Raw genomic sequence first — 20,039 nt, 5'->3', positions numbered from 1 at the left:
CTCCTAACAACAAATAAGCATGGTTTACAGGGGCAATCCCCTGTAAACCACGCTTACTTTTATCAACTATATAAATGAAACTAGCTTTTCACATCGTCCTCTTTAATCAAATTTCCAACAGGACAAGCTCAGGTTGCCATACTGATAGGCTTTGAACAGGAGCGATGCCCGCTTATTTTGATGACCTGCACCCATGGCGAGCAGTAGTGGTACAAAATGCTCCGGCGTAGGTACGGCCGCTTGAGCTGAAGGTGCCAATTTATCATAGGAGAAGAGAGACTCCGTATCCCAACTCACCAGCTTGTCATGCAGCCAGTTGTCGAATTCGGATGCCCACGGGTCAACGCCGTTACTTTCCCAGTTCAATCGACGCAGGTTATGAACGGTTCCGCCGCTGCCAATGACAAGAATGTCTTGCTCACGCAAGGAAGCGAGCGCCTGTCCGACCTGATATTGCTGCTCACCTGTCAGATAGCGATTCACAGACAAGGCAATTACGGGAATATCCGCATCCGGGTAGAGCAGGCGCAGAACGACCCAAGCGCCATGATCTAGGCCACGGACATCATCCGTCTGTACTGGAATCCCGGCTTCTTGCAATAACAGCTCTACATCGGCAGTGGTTTCTGCCTTTCCTTGAGCCGGATATTTGATCTGGTACAGCTCGGGCTGGAAACCGCCAAAATCATAGATGGTTTCGTAATTGGCTACCGAGGATACAAGCTGAGTTGTGGATTCCCAGTGAGCAGAGAACAATACGATTGCTTTGGGTTTTGGCAGTTCCTGTCCGAGTTTCTGTAAAAATTCGGTGTACGCATTCTCCTCCAGTGCCAGTGATGGGGCACCGTGAGCAATAAACAGGGATGGCATCATTATGAATTCAGTCCTTTCGGGTCTTCGGTAGTCACATTTGCATCTATCCGGAGCCATTGTTGGAATTGTTGATATAGATCGGGTGTCACTTGATGCCCACCGTTGTAAGGTACATACGTGACGTGATGGGTATGTTGACGGAAGAAATTGGCGTTGTCTTCGCCCAGTTGCAGCGGGAATAGATGATCCTGATCCCCATGCGAGATAAACACAGACAGTTCCGAATCGGGTTGCAGCTTGTACTCGTCTTTCACAAATTGCGGGATGTACCCACTCATGGCTACAATGCCTTTAATGGCATCTCCCATGATCAGTGATAGGGTCATTGCCATAATGGCACCCTGACTGAATCCGGCGATATAACGCCGCTTGGGATCAATCGCATATTTGCCGGACAGATCAACAATCAACTGTTGCAGTCCCAGCACGGAGGCATCATACAATTCACGGATGGGATTGCCGATGCTTTTGATCTGAAAATAAGCATAACCACTACCCTGAACGATTGGCCCACGGATGGCGACGATAATAAAATCAGACTGCATAGGCTCCATCAAACGAAGCATATCTTGCTCATCTGATCCCATGCCATGTAAGGCGAAAATCACAGGATAACGTTGATCTGGATTGTAATGAGACGGTAATCGGACTTCATGTATATAAGGAGAATTCATTGAAAACACCACCTGATGAGGATTGAGTTACATATATTATTCTGATGCTGCATGATTAAGTTCACCAATATGAAATAAATATTCTTATTTATGAACAAAATCTATCATGGTTTGATTGTAGGGTCAATACTTTTTTTGTATGATGAATATATGTTGTTTATAAGAAACCTTGAATAGCTCTAAAAGAAGTGTCGCTGCGTATGGTCATAATTTATTCCCGAGGACGTGATCCGGATGTTGAAGAGTATCGTGCCTATTCTACCTTGAATACCTGGGTTTCCAATTGGATTGGGAACATCGATTCGAACCGAATATGCCCTTGTACATGCAGGTTTCGCTCGATTCCATCGTGATTCATCTGTCCGAACATCATGGAGATTGCACACCTGGTGCTGCCTTGCGCGTGGAGACAGACAATGTGGATGCATTACGGGATAAGCTTATTTTGCAAGAGTACACATATTCCAGACCCGGTATTGAGGAGACACCTTGGAATTCAAGAGAAATGACCGTGACTGATCCGTGTGGCAACCGAATTATATTTGTTGAGTCACACGCCGAATAAATAACCTGAAGAAGATCATTAGAAGGGGAGGGACGCAATATGGATATTGGCTTGGCTATTCGAACAATCCGCAAACAGAAACAGATTACGATCATGCAGATGTGCGAGGGCACGGGGTTGTCCAAAGGTTTTATCAGCAACGTAGAAAATAACAAAACGTCACCTTCCATTGCTACGCTTGAAAGTATTGCGGATTATCTGGAAGTGCCACTTCCCTACTTGCTGTTGACACCGGAGCAACGGATGAACGTGGTACGCAAAAACGAACGCAAGGAAACGACGGCCGGTAGTGGACAGATCAAAGTGCAGCACCTTACCGCCAAAGGCGCCATGCGCATGTCCATTGTAGAATTGCCGCCAGGCGCATCGACAGGGGTTAGCAAACATGCGGGGGAAGAAAGCCATCTGGTGTTGCAGGGCAAGATTCGGGCGGAGCAATGCGAAGATGTGGAAGTTCTTGAAGTGGGTGATTCGTTCACCTGGAATGCGATCGTGCCCCATGAAGTAACCAATATCGGTGAGGAGCCCGCCGTGGTGCTCATTGCGGTGTCCAAGGAATTAGGTTTGGATCATTTGTAGAATGCAAAAAGGACGACTCCCTAGTCATGAACATGCGAACATGCATACATGTACAATGGGAGGCGTCCTTTTTCATATTTCTAACGAACTGAGCGAGCCCTATTAGATGATTTTAAGCAGATATCGAGATGTAACGAATCTCAGACGCTTTATTTCACTCTTGTGTGTGTAATTTGACTGCATTCCACATACTTCTGGCGAAATAACGTCGCTAAGATTCGTTACGTTTCTCATTTCCTGCAAAAGAGCACAATAAGGTGCGAGAGATCCCTTAGAAAGGTCAGAGAGCCTCTGTTTATTGCGGATTCGTTGTCCAGATGCCTGCGGCTTTAACGAAGACACGGTCGGACAGCTTGAGCGTTGCGAGTGCAAGTTCAGCTACATCTTCCGCTTGCATCATGCGGTCTTCGTCGCCAATTTTCAGTCCGGCATTGGATGCAAGCTCCGTATTAACTGTGCTTGGTGTCAATGCGGTTACACGAATGTTGGACTTGCGCACTTCCTGCATCAGAGATTCGGTCATGCCGAGTAGAGCAAACTTGGATGCACAGTATGCCGAACCTGTAGCGAACCCACGCTCACCTGCAGTGGAAGCAATATTGATGATACTGCCGCTACTTTCCTTGATCATGCTTGGAAGCACGGAACGAGTGACGTAATATGTACCCATAACGTTCACATGCAGAATGCGTTCCCACTCTTCGGGGTCCATTTCCAGCAATGTACCGAAGCTTCCGATGCCTGCATTATTAATCAGGATGTCCACCGCTCCGAGTTCCATCTCGATGGCTGCCACAGCGGCTTCCGCCTGTGTGCGGTCTGAGATATCTGCCACAGCACTGGTTACTTTCACACCGTATTCTTGACTAAGAGACTGCTGCAGAGCCTGAAGATCGGAAGCGGTGCGAGCGATAAGGCCGAGGTGCACTCCTTCTTTGGCAAGTGCTTCAGCGATGGCACGACCGATGCCTTTACCGGCACCTGTGATGATAGCTGTTTTATTTTTAAGTTCCATGTGGATAATTCCTCCTTAGAATTGGACTGGCATTTGATTATACTATATTACCCACAGTTCGGAAATTTGCTTCATCACTATTTGGTAATCTCAATGCTGCCAGAAGAGGTACGGGCTTTAATCACTTCCCGGCTCACCATTGGCGATTCAGGTACATCTACATCTCCGGAAGTAGCCTTAGCATCATAGATTCCTTCAAAATCAGGTGCAGCCTGAATGAAAATATCGCCTGATGTTCCAGATGCACTAATCGGTGCGGAATGGGATTGTTCAATATGAATACTACCTGAAGTGAATTGAACATCGGCTGCACCGTTTAATTCGGTGATTTTAATATCTCCTGATTTAATTTTGCTGTCTACATGACCCACAATCTGATCTGCCTTGAAGCTTCCGGATGTCTGTTTTACAGTCATGTCTCCATCAATCATGGAAGCGTTAATGTTGCCCGAAGTTAGAGAAAGTTCAATCTTGGGTGCGCTGATGTTTTCCAGACGTATGGAACCTGAGGTATTATTCAGCTCAAGCTGATTGGCATTTAGACCGGTCAGATCCCAGTCACTTGAAGAGGAGTCCAGCTTAACCTCATTTAATTGGTGTCCTTCAGGCAAGGCAACCGTTATTGTGGAGTCTTGATCATTCCAATACAGGGTGAAAAATTGCAATCGTTCACGTTCTGTCTGAGACAGTTGGAAGGTGCCTTTGGATATAGTGGCTTGTTCGAAGCTTCTGACTACGGCAGGGTCCCATTTGCCATCCACTTCAATATATCCGTTCGAATCCGGGCTTACGACAAATTCAATATCTGCACTGAAATTAGCATTCATGATCATGTTCTGCAATTCATCTGCTTTGAAATCCCATCGTTTGGAATACTGTTCTCGTTTATCCCCGAATTGAACGCCATAGATGGATGTTCCAAGCAAACCTATTCCGATACAGATCACGGCGAGCGCAAGCCATTTTTTGGTGCTCATGCGGCAACATCTCCTTTCATCGTGTTTTTATTCCATTGAATGTATTGTAGTGTGATATTTTTGAAGGCTCTAAAAACGTACTTCGATGCTATGGCAAAACAAATGCCGACACCGAATGCGCCAATCGCAACGAAAATCTCTGCTTTATCGAGTTGGCCAAGGAATACGAAGTCCACAACTGCTGCCACTGGAGCCAATACCAGCAAGGATAGGCTGGCAACCGTAAGCCATACTGACCATAGAGTAAGACCAAGTGGAATACCTAGCATCAGATTCAGGAATAACAGGCCAACGGCGGTGAAGAAGTTGCGAGTAGCTCTGGTATTGTTTCTGGGGGACCGCATTTCGCGATACGTCGGTGCATAGAATGCATCTGTTCCTGGCGTATGAATGTCATAACGATCACCGAGTGCTTCCTTGGCGATTTCTTCCGGCTGCCCCAGTTCCCGAGCGATCTCTTCTTCCAGTCTGCCTTCTCTGAGTCCAAGCTCGAAATGTTGATCATAATCTGCGAGCAATTCGGCTCGTTCCTGCGGTTCCATTGGCCGTAGATGAATCTCCATGGCTTGCATAAATTGTTGTCTATTCATTGTGAGTTCCTTCCTCAATCAGATTTGCGACATTGCGCACAAATTCATTCCACTCCGTCGTCAGTGCCGTCATGTAGTCGCGACCTGTATCGGACAGTCGGTAATACTTGCGCGGCGGACCTTCACTTGATTCTTGCAGGTAGGTGGTGCAGTAACCGTCACTCACAAGCCGGCGAAGCAAAGGATACAGCGCACCTTCAGCAACTTCGATATGTTTGGAGACCGCCTGAGCCAGTTCGTAGCCATACCGATCCTGGCGGTTGATTAATACCAGGACGCACAGCTCTAATACTCCCTTTTTGAACTGGATGTTCACATTCACACAGGTTCCTCCTTAATAGCCTCATTTATCGCTAGTGTTTATTATTCAGTAGTGGTGAATTCATCATAGCATTCAGTACTGTTTAATGCAAGGTAGTGATTTCAAAATAGTTCCGTATCCTGAAATATCGTTGATTTGTTCGTAGGATGTTGATGCTCAAGCCGAAGCTGCTTGTTTAGCTATCATTCAGCATAAGCAAAAACCGGATCGGTTGCTTCCGCCTGAAGGCGGATTCCGATCCGGTCTGAGAGATGAACTTTTGTATCTGTGACTTATCGTTAATCTCTACACGTTAATCCTGTGCGTCCAGAACTTTAAGATCTTCCACAGCAGGGCCCTCAATTACATGACCTGCATAATTGAAGCGGGAACCATGGCATGGGCAATCCCATGAACGCTCGCCTTTGTTCCATTCGACTTCGCACCCCAAGTGAGTGCAGGTGGTATCCACCAGGAACAGCTTGCCACTGGTGTCCTTGTAGGCGCCAGCCCGTTTACCATTATGACGAACGACAGCTCCTTCATCTTCGCCAATATCGCTAACGCTTTTGTGCACAATACCCACTTTGCCAGAGATCAATTCCTTGGCGACATTCATATTTTCCACAATAAAGTGCTTCATGCCAGGGTCAGCTTTGAATCTTGCCGGATCGAATACAGCGGCATGAGGATTGTCACGTCCGGTGATGCGATCTGCGAGAAGATGCCCGGCCATTGTACCCGTCGTCATTCCCCATTTGGCAAAACCGGTCGCCACGTAGACACGTTCATGTCTTCCCGTAATCGGTCCGATGTAAGGCACCTTGTCAATGGAGATCAGATCCTGGGCTGACCAGCGATATGGAATGTTGCGAATGCCAAATGTCTCCGCCGCGAACTGCTCGAGGCGTTCATAATGACCGAAGGTACAGATGCCTTGTCCGGTTTTGTGATTTTCTCCCCCGAAGAGAATGAGTTCTTTTCCATCATGAAGGACAGTACGCAGAGATCGGTATGGGGTATCGTCCGAGATGTACATGCCGCCAGCATAGGGTTTCTCCGGTTCGACTAATACGGCGTAGGATCGTTCTGCGTGTAATCGTGTGAAATAAAATCCTGGATCATAGACAGGAAAATGAGAAGCTACGACGACATGTTCAGCCGTAACAGATGGGCCATCTCCATAAGTTCTGACATGCAGTGAAGCATCTTCCTCTACATCAGTAACCGTCGTATGCTCATAGATCTGTACCCCTTGTTTCACAGCGGAATCGAGCAAGTAGTGCAGATAGGCCAACGGATCAAAGCGTGCCTGACCCGGCATGCGAATACCTGCCCTGGCGGGAACTGGAATAGGGAGCGGGTCTACCCACTCACCAGGGATATTGAGTTTGCCATAGGCGGTCAGCTCGATCTCCAGTTTTTTGATGTTTTCCTCTGATTGAATATAGACGTAGGCATCTTCCTCTGCCCATTGGCAATCAATCTGTTTTTCCTTCACCAGATTGCGCATCCATTTGGCGGCTTCGGCATTGCCTTCGTAATACATCCGGGCCTGTTCTTGCCCGAAGTGATGCATAATCTCATCAAATATGACGCCGTGCTGCGCAGATACCTTGGCAGTGGTATGACCGGTCGTGCCATCCAACACTTTTCCAGCCTCCAGTACGACCACACGCATACCCGTCTGGGCCAACAGATAAGCGGTAGTAATCCCTGCAATACCGGCACCGATAATCGCTACATCGGCGGTGATATCTTCGGTCAGTTTCGGATAGGCATTGAATTTATGCGTAGCACGCCACAGTGATTCGGGGACGGGCGGCAGACCCGTCTTGGGATGCTGATTGTCGCTCATTAGTCTTCCTCCTTATTTATCTTCATTCGGTTGATTCGCATATCGTTCAGTGCACATCGTTGTACTCTTAATCATGATTGCCAGACTATGCCAGGAAAAAACGGTGCGGTTCAGATTTTGCATAGGAGATGTTCACAATTTCCTGCGCAGGACCTCTGTTTTTTTTGTTAAACATGCTATATGATAGGATTACCGAAATCGTTTTAGTTTTTGGAAGGAGATAGAATTATATACCCGGAAACGTTGATTATAAAAGGGTTAATCTATCCATTGAAAGAACGAATTTATCCAAATTTACCCTCGTTTTTTATTCATGTATGTATTCGCTATCATTTTGAATTTAGCGAGTTTTGAGAAACGTCCTAACTACCGATAACCAAAGGAGATTCACTATGACCACCAACCAAACGAAATATCCGTTTCAAGATACAGCACTAGACTTGGATTCCCGCGTGAAAGATCTTGTATCCCGCTTGACTGAAGATGAAAAAATTGAATCCATGCTGCAATATCAGCCAGCAGTAGATCGCTTGGGTGTGCCTGCTTACAAACACGGAACAGAAGCGGCACATGGCTTGGCCTGGCTTGGCGAAGCAACATCCTTCCCACAACCGGTGGGGCTGGCATGCACATGGGATACGGATCTGATGAAGGAGATTGGCTCCGTTCTCGGAGATGAGGCGCGTGTGTTTTATAAACGCAATCCGGCAGTGAACGGTCTTACGCTGTGGGCACCTACTGTGGATATGGAACGTGACCCGCGCTGGGGACGGAATGAAGAGGCGTATGGGGAAGATCCGGAACTGACAGCGGAGCTGACGACAGCATTGGTCAAAGGAATTCAGGGCGACCATCCAAAGTACTACAAAGCGGTAGCTACGTTGAAGCATTTTCTTGCGAATAATAACGAAGTGGATCGTGGAAGTGGTTCATCTAGCATTGATCCGCGCAACATGCGTGAATATTATCTGAAAGCATTTGAGAAGCCGTTCAAAGAAGGTGGCGCACAGTCCATGATGACTGCGTACAACTCCATTAATGGTACGCCAGCATTGTTGCATCCTTTTGTAAACGAGATTGTCAAAGGCGAATGGGGTATGGATGGTTTCATTGTCAGTGATGCAGGCGACGTAATGGGCATCAAGAACGATCATCAGTACTATGATTCCCACACACCGGGTACGGTAGAGTCCGTAAAGGCAGGAATTGATAGCATCACCGATGATGCTGAGCTGTCCAAACAGGCACTGCGTGAAGGGTTGGAACAAGGCACACTCACGATGGATGACATCGACAAGGCGTTGTTTAATACGTTCCGTGTGCGTTTCCGTCTGGGCGAGTTCGATCCGGAAGAAGGTAATCCATACGCGGCTATTGGTGAAGAGTCCATGATGACGGAGAAAGCAAAAGAACTGTCGCTTCGAGCTGCGAGAGAACAAGTGGTATTGCTCAAAAACGACAAAGGCACACTGCCGCTGGACAAAACGAAGGCAGGTAAAGTGGCTGTGATTGGTCAATTGGGCGGAACCGTCTATCGTGACTGGTATGCAGGCACCATGCCGTATAATGTAACCCCGCTTGAAGCAATCCGTGGCAAAGTAGGCAGCGATAACGTGGCGTACAAGGATGGAAATGATCGCATTACGTTAACTTCCGTAGCCAATGGGAAGAAGATTGGACTGGCGGATGGTGAGAAATCACCTGTTATTGCATCGGGAGAAGCGGAGACGTTCATGGTGTCCGACTGGGGCTTCGGAAGTTATACTTTGCAGGCCGAAAGTAACGGCAAATATCTAACGACTGATGAAGAGACCGTAACGGCTTCCGCTGATGAAGTGTATGGCTGGTTCGTGAAGGAAGTATTCCACCTGTTGCCACAACAGGATGGTAGTATAGGTCTGACTACATGGAATGGCAAAACGGTGACTGCACCTAATGGTGGAAACGATGCATTCGCAGTGTCAGAAGAACTGAAGACTTTCGGTGCCACAGAAACATTCAAGCAGGATGTGGTTGTGAACGGAATTGAGGAAGCGGTAGCAGCTGCCAAGGCTGCGGAAACGGCGATTGTCTTTGTTGGTAATAATCCGCTTGTAAACGGGAAAGAAGAGATTGACCGTCCAAGTCTGGATCTCGCCGAATCGCAGCAACGTCTGGTTGAGGCGGTCTATGCCGCGAACCCGAACACGGTTGTCGTCATTGTTGGTAGTTATCCGTTCACGTCCAATTGGGTTCAGGAGAACATCCCGGCGGTATTGTACACTTCACACGCAGGACAGGAGCTGGGTAACGCAGTGGCTGACGTATTGTATGGCGACTATGCGCCAGCAGGCCGTCTGAACATGACATGGGTACAATCCGCAGATCAACTGACCGACATCAAGGATTACGATATCATTCAATCCGGTCGGACGTATCAATATTTTGAAGGCAATGTACTATATCCGTTTGGACATGGTCTGACGTATGCAACGTTTAAATACAGCAATTTGGAACTTAACCCAGCTCAAGTTGATACAGCGGGCAACGTAACGGTAACCGTCGATGTGACCAATACCAGTTCAATCGCCAGTGACGAGGTTGTACAGTTGTACGTTCGTGCAGGCAAATCCCGGGTGAAACGTCCACTCAAAACGTTAAAAGGATTCCGTCGTCTTCCTATCGAAGCGGGAGCTACAGCTAAAGTCAGCTTTACCTTGCCTGTTCAGGAACTGGCTATCTGGGATGTGACTCGTGATCGCTATGTCGTGGAAAGTGGAACTTACTCTATTATGGTGGCCAAGTCATCCTCCGATGTTCAACTGGTTGCAGACCTCGCGGTAGAAGGAGAGACGATCCCAGCTCGTAATCTAGGCGTGGCTACCCGCGCCGAGAATTATGATGCTTACCTGGGTGTTGATCTGGATGAGAGCAAAGAGGGTGGAAGTGCTGTCCGTGTAGTTGGAGAGCAAGGATGGATTGCCTTCAAAGATGCCGATCTGGGTAGTGGGGCAGCAGCAATGGAAGCACGTGTCTCCGCAGAACAAGCTGGCGCTGTGTTGGAAGTGCGACTCGGCTCACCGGATGGTACACTTGCAGGACGTGTGGAACTGGTGCAAGGTGAAGCCCAGCAGTGGTCTACCGTGAAGGCAGAACTCACAGGTGCATCAGGCGCGCAGGATGTATACATTGTGCTGTCGGCAGGTGTACGTATCAGCCACTTCGAGATTCGTTAAAGTAAATAGCTCATGGAAAAGCCTCCGAATGCATTCGGAGGCTTTTGTTCGTCTGTACGCCTTTTTATTTTCCGTCAAACGTAATCATTTTTTGCACAAATTGCTTCAATTGTTTGTTGGTTTCGTTCAGCTGCTCAATTGTGCTCATGAAATTGTTTACGAGTTCAGCCTGCTCTTGAGAGCTTGCTGTGATCTCACCCAGTTCATTCTCCATGCCCTGAATGGATTGTCGAACGGATAGAAGAGAATCTTCAATACGGGCCGTCGCTTCCTTGGTGTCCACAGACAGTTTGCGAATTTCTTTGGCAACAACGCCAAAACCTGCACCTGCTTCACCTACACGAGCCGCTTCAATGGCCGCATTTAAGCCGAGCAGATTGGTCTGTTCGGAGATTTCACGAATGAAACTGGCAACCTGAGTTACATTTCCTGATTTCTGTACGGCTTGTTTGGAGTTGTTCCGGATCTCTTCGGTTGTGGCACTGAGTTCCTCGGAGTGTGCAGCTACATGCTGTACACTGTCAATTAACTGGTTGGTCAGATTTTCGGTAACACCCATGAGTTGTTGCAGCTGGTCCTGGTCATCCATACTGTAGAGCAGATTAAACAGGGCGATGACTTCACCTTGTTCATTTTTAATGGGAATAAAAGCTACATCAAAAGGAACACCAAACAAATCTTTAGGATAGTGATCGAATCGTTTGACTGTACCGCCGTTGAGATCAGCAAAATTTCGATTTACATCTAATAGAGGGTCGCCGGGTTGATAATTCAGTTGCTTTAATGATTCTCCTGCTGAGAAATATAAGAATTTTTCATGATCAATAACGGAGAGGGTTACATCCTGACGAATCGTATCTCGAAAGAAAGGCATACATGTAATTAAAGCTTGAACAATATCCATATAAAAGATGATTCCTCCCTGATTACCTTATGTAAACGGTTAAATTTTAAATGCTAAATTAATAACTACCTATATAATATATCGTCATGCAATAGAGAAGAAAATAGAGAGAATGGATAAATCCTATTTCTTTAAGGCAGATCTCTACGAATGCTTTCATTATGGGGGAAGCGTTCGGGAGCCCATTAGGGATTATATATTATTTTTTTATTTACAAACCGATAGTCGGTTTGTAAAATTCGATTAAAGAGTAGCGGAACGATCAAGGGAGGAAACGTACTTGAAGAATGAAGACAGACGGAAACATACAACGGCTCAGTTATTGTCAGCTACCAAGGAACTATTACGCGAGAAAGCCTGCCATGCAGTTACCTTGAAAGAGATTATGGAGCGCTCAGGATTGTCCAAAGGGGCAATTTTTCATTATGTGAGGACTAAGGACGAAATTTTCATCTGGGTTCTTATGGAGCATCTGGAGGCGGTGCACTCCGCCGTATTGTCTACCATTGATGAAGCTGATATCAAGACATTTGAAGGTCCGATGCAGATGATTGCTTCGAATTTAGTCGGTCTGGAGGAGCAGGGTTCAATAACCAACAAGGTCTTACTCTATTTACTGGGCAAAGAGGACGAGCCTCGAGTGTCCGAAGCACTTCAGCAATTTCACGATAGGTCGGTCAGCTATTCGATGCAGTGGATCGAGTTGGGAATAAAACATGGCGTGATAAATCGCTCGATTAATGCAGAGCAGATGGGGGAACTTTTTGTACTGTTATCCATGGGATTGCGGGTACGCACTTCAATGCATACAAGTGGACGGACACACTTGGACTCTGCCGATATAGCTAATTTCATGTCTACCTTGCTTAAGCAATAAGACTGATACGAATGTTCCAAGTAATATGATGAAGGGGGACAAGAAAATGGCACCACTTATCGCATTATGTACAACTTTTGTTATACTACGGGGAATCGGCTGGCTTGGAGTTCCGATGTTTAATCATTGGCATCCTGCGTTGCAAGGTGCAGTTGTCGTTATGTTTTTGTTGACCGCAACTGCACATTGGGGCAAACGCAGATCCGACTTGGTCAAAATGGTTCCTCGTGCAATAGTGCACAAGGAGAAAATGGTTACGTGGACTGGAGTTCTGGAGATCGCAGGCGCAGTTGGTTTGCTTATTCCTGGTGTTGCATGGATTGCCGCTGCAGGGTTGTTGCTCATGCTGATTGTCATGTTCCCGGCTAATGTTCATGCGGCCCGTGAGAAGTTGACCATAGGCGGTAAGCCTGTGTGGTCAGTTTTTCCCCGCCTGCTGCTTCAATTGTTATTCATTACAGTGGTTGTACTCGCTTCGCCGTGGTTTGGGTAATATCAACAATATATCGGGTTAGAACATACTAATGCAGACCCAGTTGGTAAGGCACAACGGTGTGGCTTGCCATAGTACCAGGCACATCAATCAAGCGTTGATTCCGACTGCCGCGAAAGGGTAGAGAGACGTCACGCTCAGCTTGAATATATCGCCCATCGATAATAACGTCGCATAGTCGGGCAAGCTGCGCTCTCGCAGGGTCAGTAACAAGCTCTTCATATGCGAATCCGGTATAGGCCCATACTGTCATATCAGGACGTGCAGTGCGGAGCTGCTGAATCCAGTTCGCACATTCTGCTGCCGAGAAAAAGGGATCACCACCACACAACGTCACGCCATCGAGCAACGGATGGTTCGTCACTTCATGCAGAATCTGCTGCTGCCGCTCCTCTGTAAAAGGCTCACCCGCCCGAAAGCTCCACGAATCCGGACTGAAGCAGCCCGGACAGGCGTGGCGGCAACCGCTGATGAACAACACCGCACGCAGGCCGGTCCCCTCATTCACCGATTCCGGGATGTATCCATATAGATTCATCGGTGTTTCACCCGATCCCTTACTTCGGCTTGCTTCGCAGCATTAAATCGCACTTTGTAATCTCCGGTCAGATAGCCGGTTACACGGCGTAACCGCTGGAAGTGTACATGGTTGTCATGGGCTTCGCAGCCTGGGCATACATCCCCGATAACACCTTCATAACCGCATGCAGGGCAGCGATCAATCGGATGATTAATGGAAAAATACCCGATATCCTGCGCCAGTGCATATTGCACGATTCGAAGGAAAGCTGCGGTGTTGGCTCGAACGTTCCCGTCCAGCTCCACATACGAGATCGCTCCCGCATTACATAACGTATGGAATGGGGCCTCCAGTTCAATCTTCCGATAAGCTGGAAGAGTATGGTATACGGGGATATGGAATGAATTCGTATAATACTCCCGATCATTAACTCTAGGAATAAGCCCATATCGCGCTCTGTCGATCTTCGTGAATTTGCCGGATAACCCTTCAGCAGGTGTAGCAAACAGGGTGATATTCAAGTTATGTTGCTCGCTCATCTGATCACAGAACTCTCTCATGGTGCGAATAATATTCAGCGCTTCACGATGCACATGAGGGTCCTGTCCATGATGGCGTCCATAGAGAGCTGTCATACATTCTGCCAGACCGATAAAACCCAGGGATAACGTACCATGTTTGAGCAGATCCCCAACGGGTTCATTCGGAGCAAGTTGCTCCCCGCCTTCCCATACACCCTCCCGCATCATGAAATCTGACGCCTTAGCAGGTTGAACAGTCTGGATACGGTACCGATGCAACAGACCATGCGCAGCATTTTGCATCACGGATTCCAGTGCAGTGTAGAATCCCGCCCGATCGGCAACCGCTCTGTTGCCCTGGCAGATGCCAAACCGGATGCCGAGCTTGACCAGGTTGATGGTATTAAAAGACAGATTACCTTTACCACTTTGACGATTACGACCAAACCGGTCAGCCAGAGTACGTGTGCGGCATCCCATGGTTGCAATGATCGTATCCGGATCTTCCGGATGATAGAAAGGCAGATTGAACGAGGCATCCACATTGACAAAGTTAGGATACATCCGCCGGGATGAACAGGTGACCGCAAGGCGGAACAGATCATAGTTTGGCTCGCCATGAGCCTGATTGATCCCTTGTTTACATTGGAAAATATGTTGAGGGAACACGGGAGTTTCCCCGTTGCCCAGGCCGCGAATCGTTGCTTCGAGCAATGAACGTGATACCAACCGTCCTTCCGCAGAAGTACATAATCCATAATTCAGTGATGTGAATGGAATCTGTCCACCAGCCCGACTGCTCATCGTATTCAGGTTATGGATCAGCGATTCGGCAGCTTGTCCCGTCTCCAGTTCAGTCTCTTCATAGGCGAAGTCATATGCGCGTGGGCACTGAATCTTCGCTTCCATACTGTCCAGATGAAGTTGTTCATCTTCAATCAGGGCATTCTCACCAAAAAGTCGTTGTCCTTTGCGATAATGTTTGCGAAATGATCGCTGCACATAGGGAGCCAGATCCCAATCAATCTTATTGGCCGATACGCCACCATACTGACTGTTCTGCTGGGATTGGAAGATGATTGCAACCAGAGCCATTGCAGACATGATCGTCTGAGGTGTGCGAACCGATCCGTTGCCTGTATTGAAACCCGCAGCAAGAAGACGGTCAAACGGGATAAAGATGCAGTTGGTCGTGCCAAGTGCATACTGATCCAGATCGTGTACATACAGATCCCCGTTCTCCACAGCTTGAGCAAGCTCTTCCGGCAACACATGACGCAGAGCATGCCACTTGGCGGTCTCCGAACCGAGCCTGCTCATCTTGCCGCTGAAGGAGTCCCCGTTCAGATTCGCATTTTCCCTCAGCGTATCGGCATCTTCAGCGCCAATAATTCGTCTTCCCAAGTCGGATAATAGATCGGATGCCGGTGGAGTGGCATACTCAAGCAAGTTCATGTAAGGTTCCTCCTAAAATGATGTATTGATCATTTAAATTGCGTTAAATACTATATGTAGATTTGTATTATCCATTTATAAACTATATGTGGTTTTTTGGGTGTGATAATGGTCACACAACTTAATGGACAAAATGGACTTTCCTTTAATTACTGCGGATAAAGGTTCCCAAAGTCTGAGTAGAAGCGTATAATTTCTAGTTATTCTGCATGTAAAATATCCGAAGTTGGACAAGATGAACTTTGAGCCATTTGAAAAGGCAATTTGCAGTATATTTACGCTTGTTACGTCATTAGTTCAAGACCTGCTTTTGTCCTAAAAGGGGCGATTGGCAGGGAGTATGATTCTCTTTTACTTCTACGGTGTTAATCATATAAGTATAGATTGTGACAGATATTCGGATTCTTGATGAACCCTTGTACATGATTAAACATTCTGATGTACAGATTTGAAAGTGCAGCTAAGACAAGAGGGGTGAATCATGGGGACGGCAGAAGGCATTACGAGAGGCTTCTATGAAGACATAAAGGAAGCTGCGGCCCATATCGTGGACGTATTAAGCGGGATATTGAAGGTCAATACCATCTTCGTTGCCACGAATGATGGGGTGACGAATGTCATTTTGGAGGCCTTTAACCGTACGGAAGAGTTGATTGTTAAAGGCAGTGAGCTTTCATTTAACGAATCATATTGCAGTCTGGTGTTAAGAGACAAAGGTAGCGTTCTTACCATTCAGAATACATGTGAACACCCAATGACAAGCTCCATGGACGTTACGAATGGGCTTGGGAGCCGTTTCTTCGTGGGTGTACCTATCATACGAAGATCTGGCGAAACATTTGGAACGATATGTCTAATGGACAATGCTGGTTATGTGATCAGTGAAACGGACATGAAGACGCTGAACGCGATGGCTGTCTTTCTGGGATATGTTGTGGATCTGGAGAGCACGCTGCATGTTCAGGAGCGAAAGTTGAGTGATTCGGAACGATTGCAAGAGCAGCTCCAGGCAGAGAAAGAACGAGCCGAATCGGAGGCCATGACCAAAGCACAGATGCTCAAACTGATGAGTCACGAGATTCGCAATCCGTTGAACGGCATTCTGGGGTTGACGGATCTAATGCGTACTCCGGATATGTCTGAAGAGCAATCAGAATATGTGAATATGATCGAGACGAGTGGCAACATACTACTCTCGCTCCTGAATAATATGATGAGCTTCAATATTAATGAGGCAGGCAAAACGGTTATTCATGATGATCCGTTTGATCTGGTCGGTACCATTGAAAATACCGTCTATCTCTATGCCGGAATGGCATCGGGCAAGAATATTGATCTGGGATTGAATCTTGATTTGAATGTATCGCAAGTATTTGTTGGTGATGAGATCAAGATTGGACAGCTGCTTGCACATGTCATTCAATATGCTCTCGATTCAACGCGTGAAGGCTCAGTTCTGATCACGGCCATGGTGAACGGCGAAGAGACAGAGGATATGGGTACACTTGCGCTCAAGGTGAAGTACACGGGTCAGATGGTATCCGATAAGAAGTTGCGTAATTTGAACGGCCAAGATGAAAATTTGGATATCCAAAAACTGATCGGAAGCAATCTGGGTTTGGCAGTAAGCCAAAATCTTGCCATTCTCATGCATGGGCGTATTCAGGTGAGTAGTGCGGGAGAGAATGAGACGGAATTCCATATTGCCCTTCCCTTACGCAGATACTGGGAGTTACCTCAACTTGCAAGTATTCAGCAGCGGTTAAAAGGGAAAAAGGTGTTGCTCGCCAAGGACCCGGATATATTGCAAGGCGTTTCTTCCCTGATGCGCAGATGGGAGATGGATGTGCATATGACCTCGGGTTCGAGTGTAGCACATGAGTGGATCAAGGAGGGCTTCAAGCCGGATGTAGCCGTTGTGGATATGGGACTTCAAGAGGGCGGCGCAGTTGATTTCGTACATGAAATGAAACAGCGGCTGGAGAATCTGCCCGTCATTGTTCTGGTTCCATATGGTATGCACATTGACCCGCACGAAGCGGAAACCTTTGATGCTGTTCTGACGAAACCGGTCAGACAAGCTGATTTGTTGAATGCATTGAGTATTACGTTGCCCTAAACGGGCAGCCGAATGGAAAGTTATCTCAGTTGGCGCACCTGCTACAGGTGCGCTTCTTTGTTTTTCCCTTTGCATTTATCCAATTTCTGCGCCAAAGCCCTTTTCATCCGAGCTGGTTACGTTACAATAGAATGTGTACTTCATCTTTATAACCAATAGAGGAGGATATGCAATCAATGGATTATCGCAGATTGGGTGGAAGCGGACTGAAAGTAAGCGAGATCAGCCTTGGAAGCTGGCTGACGTACGGAGGGTATGTGGAACGTGAAAATGCGGTGAAATCAATTGAAACTGCATTCGATGAAGGCATTAACTTTTTTGATACAGCCAATGTATACGAACGGGGTGCAGCAGAAGAACTGCTGGGACAGACGCTCAAAGCGTATTCTCGTGACTCCTACGTGCTTGCAACAAAAGTATTTGGCAAAATGGGGGATGGTCCGAATGACCAGGGGCTGTCTCGTAAACATATTAAGGAACAATGTGAGGCCAGCTTGAAGCGCCTAGGCGTTGAATATGTGGATATCTATTACTGCCATCGCTATCATACCGAGACACCAATTGAAGAAACACTCCGCGCACTTGATGATCTGGTACGTCAGGGCAAGGTGCTGTATGTTGGTGTAAGTCAGTGGACTGCGGCTCAGATGGAAGCTGCCTTGGGTACAGCAGATCGCTTGCTCTTGGATCATATCGTGGTGAACCAGCCCGTGTACAATATGTTTGATCGTTATATTGAAAATGAAATTATTCCGCTAGGTGAGCGTAAGGGTATCGGACAAGTCGTATACTCCCCGCTTGCTCAAGGTCTATTGACCGGGAAATATACTTCCGTATCAGATATCCCCGAGAACAGTCGTGCGGCTAAGCTTGGATGGGACGAAGGCAAGATCAACGCGGATCGCATCGGAAAAGTTCGCCAATTGATTGAAGTGGCGGACAAGCTGGACCTGAAGGTTGGGCAACTGGCCTTGGCCTGGATTCTGCGCCAGAACAATGTTTCCAGTGCACTTGTAGGGGCGAGTCGTCCCGAGCAGGTAAAAGAAAATGCGGCTGCTTCTGGCGTGAAGCTGGATGCTACCATTATTGAGGAAATTGAAGGGATACTTTCCTGATTCCAGTCAGATATTCGGCTGGGATGATATGTAGTGAGATATAAAGCAAGGGATGTTCTGTACGCCTGATTGGGCGTGCGGGACATCCCTTTTTCAATTGGAGCCGTCAGCTTTCCAGTGTAAGAGGCAAGGACCTTAAAGGTAAGACACATACACGGTTACGTCCTGTATTTTTGGCTTCGTATAGTGCACGGTCTGCCTGTTCGAAGAAGTCGTCATCGTCTTGCTCCACACAATGATCCGGATACACGGCTACGCCAATGGAGATGGTTAGACGTGTGGTGTGCCCGTCAGGCAGGGCAAAATGATATTTCTCTACTGCCTGCCGGATAGATTCGGCGGTAGCCATTGCCTGCCGTTGTCCACAGTCGAGCAAGAGTATAGCGAATTCTTCACCACCGTTTCTAGACACGATATCCGCAGAACGTGCGTGTTCAACAAGAAGTTGTCCGAGTTGCTTCAGAACGGCATCGCCAGCGGAATGACCAAAGGTATCGTTTACCTTTTTGAATCGGTCAATATCCATGGCAAGCAAGGACAGCTTTTGTTGGTAATCCCGCGCATGTTGAAGTTCCGATAGAAGTGACTTTTCGAACTGTCGTCGATTGCTAAGGTTGGTAAGATGATCGGTAGATGCTCTTCTCTCCAATAGAAATAACATTTCATTGGATTTATTGATGAATTCTGCGATGAAATAGATGAATATTCCACCGATGAAGGAAATGGTCATTTGTAACGGATATACTTTCATTAATGAATTCATGCTGTCTGTATTCAACATAAGGATGATAAAGATTAACGTTATGCCGAGCAGATTCATCGTAATAATTTTGGTCAGTCTGGACCAGGAAGCATAAGCGAAGTATACACCGGACAACCCGATTAGAGTCATGACAAATCCTGCATCTATGGCAGAGGATGACAAGCCAAACATCAGAATACGAAGGATCGAGAGCACAAGTCCCGTAACGACCGAAGCCAGTCCTCCCAGATATACCGCTGCGGTAACGATCGCCAGATGCCGTAGATCTACAATCGTACTCTCGTTCAGAGGGAAGGAATAGTTCATGAGTACTGTGCCATATATGCCGAATAATAAGCCGCCGATCAACTGAACACGTAACGAGGGAAAAGGCAATCGGATACTATAGAACTTTGCAATGATCCCGGATACATACATAAACGTAATCATGACACAAATATTAATGAAAAAAGTGCTAAACAACCGACATTCCCCCTTTTTACGCACATCCCTACATTTTATCTGAAAAGCGGTGTCGTAGCGAACCATATTATCCCAAATATATGAGGGGATTGCTGGGAAAGGTGTTTTATTTGCATTGCCAGGATGTTGGCGTGCATATTGACTTCGATATACAATAAGATTT

At 47.1% G+C, this 20,039-nt stretch carries 18 protein-coding genes; 7 read left to right on the top strand and 11 right to left on the bottom strand.

All coding sequences use genetic code 11. The annotated features are described in order from the left end of the window. Window positions 1-102 precede the first annotated feature (102 nt). Both NLBNIHML_RS15280 and NLBNIHML_RS15275 read right to left on the bottom strand, forming a co-directional pair. Entirely contained in the window at window positions 103-873 is a 771-nt protein-coding gene (locus tag NLBNIHML_RS15280; RefSeq protein WP_339238433.1) for a DODA-type extradiol aromatic ring-opening family dioxygenase, read from the bottom strand. Beyond that, entirely contained in the window at window positions 873-1,547 is a 675-nt protein-coding gene (locus NLBNIHML_RS15275) for an alpha/beta hydrolase (protein ID WP_342571286.1), read from the bottom strand. The genes NLBNIHML_RS15280 and NLBNIHML_RS15275 overlap by 1 nt, the downstream gene beginning before the upstream one ends. Window positions 1,548-1,830: 283 nt before the next feature. On the opposite strand from NLBNIHML_RS15275, the gene NLBNIHML_RS15270 reads away from it, so the two are divergent. Beyond that, the gene (locus tag NLBNIHML_RS15270) at window positions 1,831-2,112 is read left to right on the top strand and encodes a glyoxalase superfamily protein (RefSeq protein WP_494352214.1); all 282 of its coding nucleotides are present in this window, start codon (window positions 1,831-1,833) and stop codon (window positions 2,110-2,112) included. Between the two features lie 39 nt (window positions 2,113-2,151). After that, complete coding sequence (locus NLBNIHML_RS15265; RefSeq protein ID WP_339243225.1) at window positions 2,152-2,691, top strand: helix-turn-helix domain-containing protein; 540 nt, start codon at window positions 2,152-2,154, stop codon at window positions 2,689-2,691. 295 nt (window positions 2,692-2,986) lie between these two features. Here NLBNIHML_RS15265 and NLBNIHML_RS15260 read toward each other — a convergent pair whose 3' ends face one another. The 5 genes from NLBNIHML_RS15260 to NLBNIHML_RS15240 all read right to left on the bottom strand — a co-directional run bounded on the left by NLBNIHML_RS15260 (window position 2,987) and on the right by NLBNIHML_RS15240 (window position 7,432). Beyond that, window positions 2,987-3,706 carry a 3-ketoacyl-ACP reductase gene (locus NLBNIHML_RS15260; protein ID WP_339238429.1) on the bottom strand — a complete coding sequence of 240 codons (720 nt, stop codon included), beginning with the start codon at window positions 3,704-3,706 and terminating at the stop codon, window positions 2,987-2,989. A gap of 77 nt (window positions 3,707-3,783) precedes the next feature. After that, window positions 3,784-4,683, bottom strand: coding sequence for a DUF4097 family beta strand repeat-containing protein (locus tag NLBNIHML_RS15255; RefSeq protein ID WP_494352213.1), 900 nt, complete (start codon window positions 4,681-4,683; stop codon window positions 3,784-3,786). Continuing rightward, window positions 4,680-5,273 (bottom strand): DUF1700 domain-containing protein, encoded by a 594-nt coding sequence (locus NLBNIHML_RS15250; RefSeq protein ID WP_494352212.1) that lies wholly within the window; start codon window positions 5,271-5,273, stop codon window positions 4,680-4,682. Before NLBNIHML_RS15250 ends, NLBNIHML_RS15255 begins: the two co-directional genes overlap by 4 nt. Continuing rightward, complete coding sequence (locus tag NLBNIHML_RS15245) at window positions 5,266-5,595, bottom strand: PadR family transcriptional regulator (RefSeq protein ID WP_339257782.1); 330 nt, start codon at window positions 5,593-5,595, stop codon at window positions 5,266-5,268. The genes NLBNIHML_RS15250 and NLBNIHML_RS15245 overlap by 8 nt, the downstream gene beginning before the upstream one ends. A gap of 292 nt (window positions 5,596-5,887) precedes the next feature. Next, entirely contained in the window at window positions 5,888-7,432 is a 1,545-nt protein-coding gene (locus tag NLBNIHML_RS15240) for an FAD-dependent oxidoreductase (protein WP_494352211.1), read from the bottom strand. A gap of 392 nt (window positions 7,433-7,824) precedes the next feature. Between NLBNIHML_RS15240 and NLBNIHML_RS15235 the strand changes: the two genes are divergently transcribed. Beyond that, window positions 7,825-10,647, top strand: coding sequence for a glycoside hydrolase family 3 C-terminal domain-containing protein (locus tag NLBNIHML_RS15235; RefSeq protein WP_494352210.1), 2,823 nt, complete (start codon window positions 7,825-7,827; stop codon window positions 10,645-10,647). A 64-nt stretch (window positions 10,648-10,711) separates the two neighbouring features. On the opposite strand, the gene NLBNIHML_RS15230 is transcribed toward NLBNIHML_RS15235, so the two are convergent. Further along, window positions 10,712-11,551, bottom strand: a complete 840-nt coding sequence (locus NLBNIHML_RS15230; RefSeq protein ID WP_494352209.1) for a methyl-accepting chemotaxis protein — start codon at window positions 11,549-11,551, stop codon at window positions 10,712-10,714. Between the two features lie 280 nt (window positions 11,552-11,831). Here NLBNIHML_RS15230 and NLBNIHML_RS15225 point away from each other — a divergent pair, with 280 nt between their 5' ends. Beyond that, window positions 11,832-12,428, top strand: coding sequence for a TetR/AcrR family transcriptional regulator (locus tag NLBNIHML_RS15225; protein WP_494352208.1), 597 nt, complete (start codon window positions 11,832-11,834; stop codon window positions 12,426-12,428). Window positions 12,429-12,474: 46 nt separating this feature from the next. Next, on the top strand, window positions 12,475-12,921 hold the full coding sequence (locus NLBNIHML_RS15220) for a DoxX family protein (RefSeq protein WP_339257777.1): 447 nt from the start codon (window positions 12,475-12,477) through the stop codon (window positions 12,919-12,921). A gap of 28 nt (window positions 12,922-12,949) precedes the next feature. Here the strand turns inward: NLBNIHML_RS15220 and nrdG are convergent, their stop codons facing one another. Both nrdG and NLBNIHML_RS15210 read right to left on the bottom strand, forming a co-directional pair. Further along, on the bottom strand, window positions 12,950-13,459 hold the full coding sequence (gene nrdG / locus NLBNIHML_RS15215; protein ID WP_339257776.1) for an anaerobic ribonucleoside-triphosphate reductase activating protein: 510 nt from the start codon (window positions 13,457-13,459) through the stop codon (window positions 12,950-12,952). Further along, window positions 13,456-15,417 carry an anaerobic ribonucleoside triphosphate reductase gene (locus tag NLBNIHML_RS15210; RefSeq protein ID WP_494352207.1) on the bottom strand — a complete coding sequence of 654 codons (1,962 nt, stop codon included), beginning with the start codon at window positions 15,415-15,417 and terminating at the stop codon, window positions 13,456-13,458. The genes nrdG and NLBNIHML_RS15210 overlap by 4 nt, the downstream gene beginning before the upstream one ends. Window positions 15,418-15,898: 481 nt before the next feature. Between NLBNIHML_RS15210 and NLBNIHML_RS15205 the strand changes: the two genes are divergently transcribed. Both NLBNIHML_RS15205 and NLBNIHML_RS15200 read left to right on the top strand, forming a co-directional pair. Next, window positions 15,899-17,536 (top strand): hybrid sensor histidine kinase/response regulator, encoded by a 1,638-nt coding sequence (locus NLBNIHML_RS15205; protein WP_342571278.1) that lies wholly within the window; start codon window positions 15,899-15,901, stop codon window positions 17,534-17,536. Window positions 17,537-17,712: 176 nt separating this feature from the next. Continuing rightward, window positions 17,713-18,651 (top strand): aldo/keto reductase family protein, encoded by a 939-nt coding sequence (locus NLBNIHML_RS15200; protein ID WP_339238407.1) that lies wholly within the window; start codon window positions 17,713-17,715, stop codon window positions 18,649-18,651. Between the two features lie 106 nt (window positions 18,652-18,757). On the opposite strand, the gene NLBNIHML_RS15195 is transcribed toward NLBNIHML_RS15200, so the two are convergent. Next, window positions 18,758-19,876, bottom strand: a complete 1,119-nt coding sequence (locus tag NLBNIHML_RS15195) for a GGDEF domain-containing protein (protein WP_342571276.1) — start codon at window positions 19,874-19,876, stop codon at window positions 18,758-18,760. Window positions 19,877-20,039 lie beyond the last annotated feature (163 nt).

The sequence above is a fragment of the Paenibacillus sp. JNU01 genome, assembly GCF_059130585.1.
The sequence above is the reverse complement of the archived record's forward strand: the minus strand, read 5'-3'. Positions and strand labels throughout refer to the sequence as shown.

Bases quoted from the DNA above. Each gene is read 5' to 3' on its own strand.
- NLBNIHML_RS15275 (WP_342571286.1), bottom strand. From the start codon at position 1,547: ATGAATTCTCCTTATATACATGAAGTCCGATTACCGTCTCATTACAAT.
- NLBNIHML_RS15280 (WP_339238433.1), bottom strand. From the start codon at position 873: ATGATGCCATCCCTGTTTATTGCTCACGGTGCCCCATCACTGGCACTG.
- NLBNIHML_RS15250 (WP_494352212.1), bottom strand. From the start codon at position 5,273: ATGAATAGACAACAATTTATGCAAGCCATGGAGATTCATCTACGGCCA.
- nrdG (WP_339257776.1), bottom strand. From the start codon at position 13,459: ATGAATCTATATGGATACATCCCGGAATCGGTGAATGAGGGGACCGGC.
- NLBNIHML_RS15255 (WP_494352213.1), bottom strand. From the start codon at position 4,683: ATGAGCACCAAAAAATGGCTTGCGCTCGCCGTGATCTGTATCGGAATA.
- NLBNIHML_RS15200 (WP_339238407.1), top strand. From the start codon at position 17,713: ATGGATTATCGCAGATTGGGTGGAAGCGGACTGAAAGTAAGCGAGATC.
- NLBNIHML_RS15230 (WP_494352209.1), bottom strand. From the start codon at position 11,551: ATGGATATTGTTCAAGCTTTAATTACATGTATGCCTTTCTTTCGAGAT.
- NLBNIHML_RS15240 (WP_494352211.1), bottom strand. From the start codon at position 7,432: ATGAGCGACAATCAGCATCCCAAGACGGGTCTGCCGCCCGTCCCCGAA.
- NLBNIHML_RS15235 (WP_494352210.1), top strand. From the start codon at position 7,825: ATGACCACCAACCAAACGAAATATCCGTTTCAAGATACAGCACTAGAC.
- NLBNIHML_RS15260 (WP_339238429.1), bottom strand. From the start codon at position 3,706: ATGGAACTTAAAAATAAAACAGCTATCATCACAGGTGCCGGTAAAGGC.
- NLBNIHML_RS15220 (WP_339257777.1), top strand. From the start codon at position 12,475: ATGGCACCACTTATCGCATTATGTACAACTTTTGTTATACTACGGGGA.
- NLBNIHML_RS15265 (WP_339243225.1), top strand. From the start codon at position 2,152: ATGGATATTGGCTTGGCTATTCGAACAATCCGCAAACAGAAACAGATT.
- NLBNIHML_RS15210 (WP_494352207.1), bottom strand. From the start codon at position 15,417: ATGAACTTGCTTGAGTATGCCACTCCACCGGCATCCGATCTATTATCC.
- NLBNIHML_RS15205 (WP_342571278.1), top strand. From the start codon at position 15,899: ATGGGGACGGCAGAAGGCATTACGAGAGGCTTCTATGAAGACATAAAG.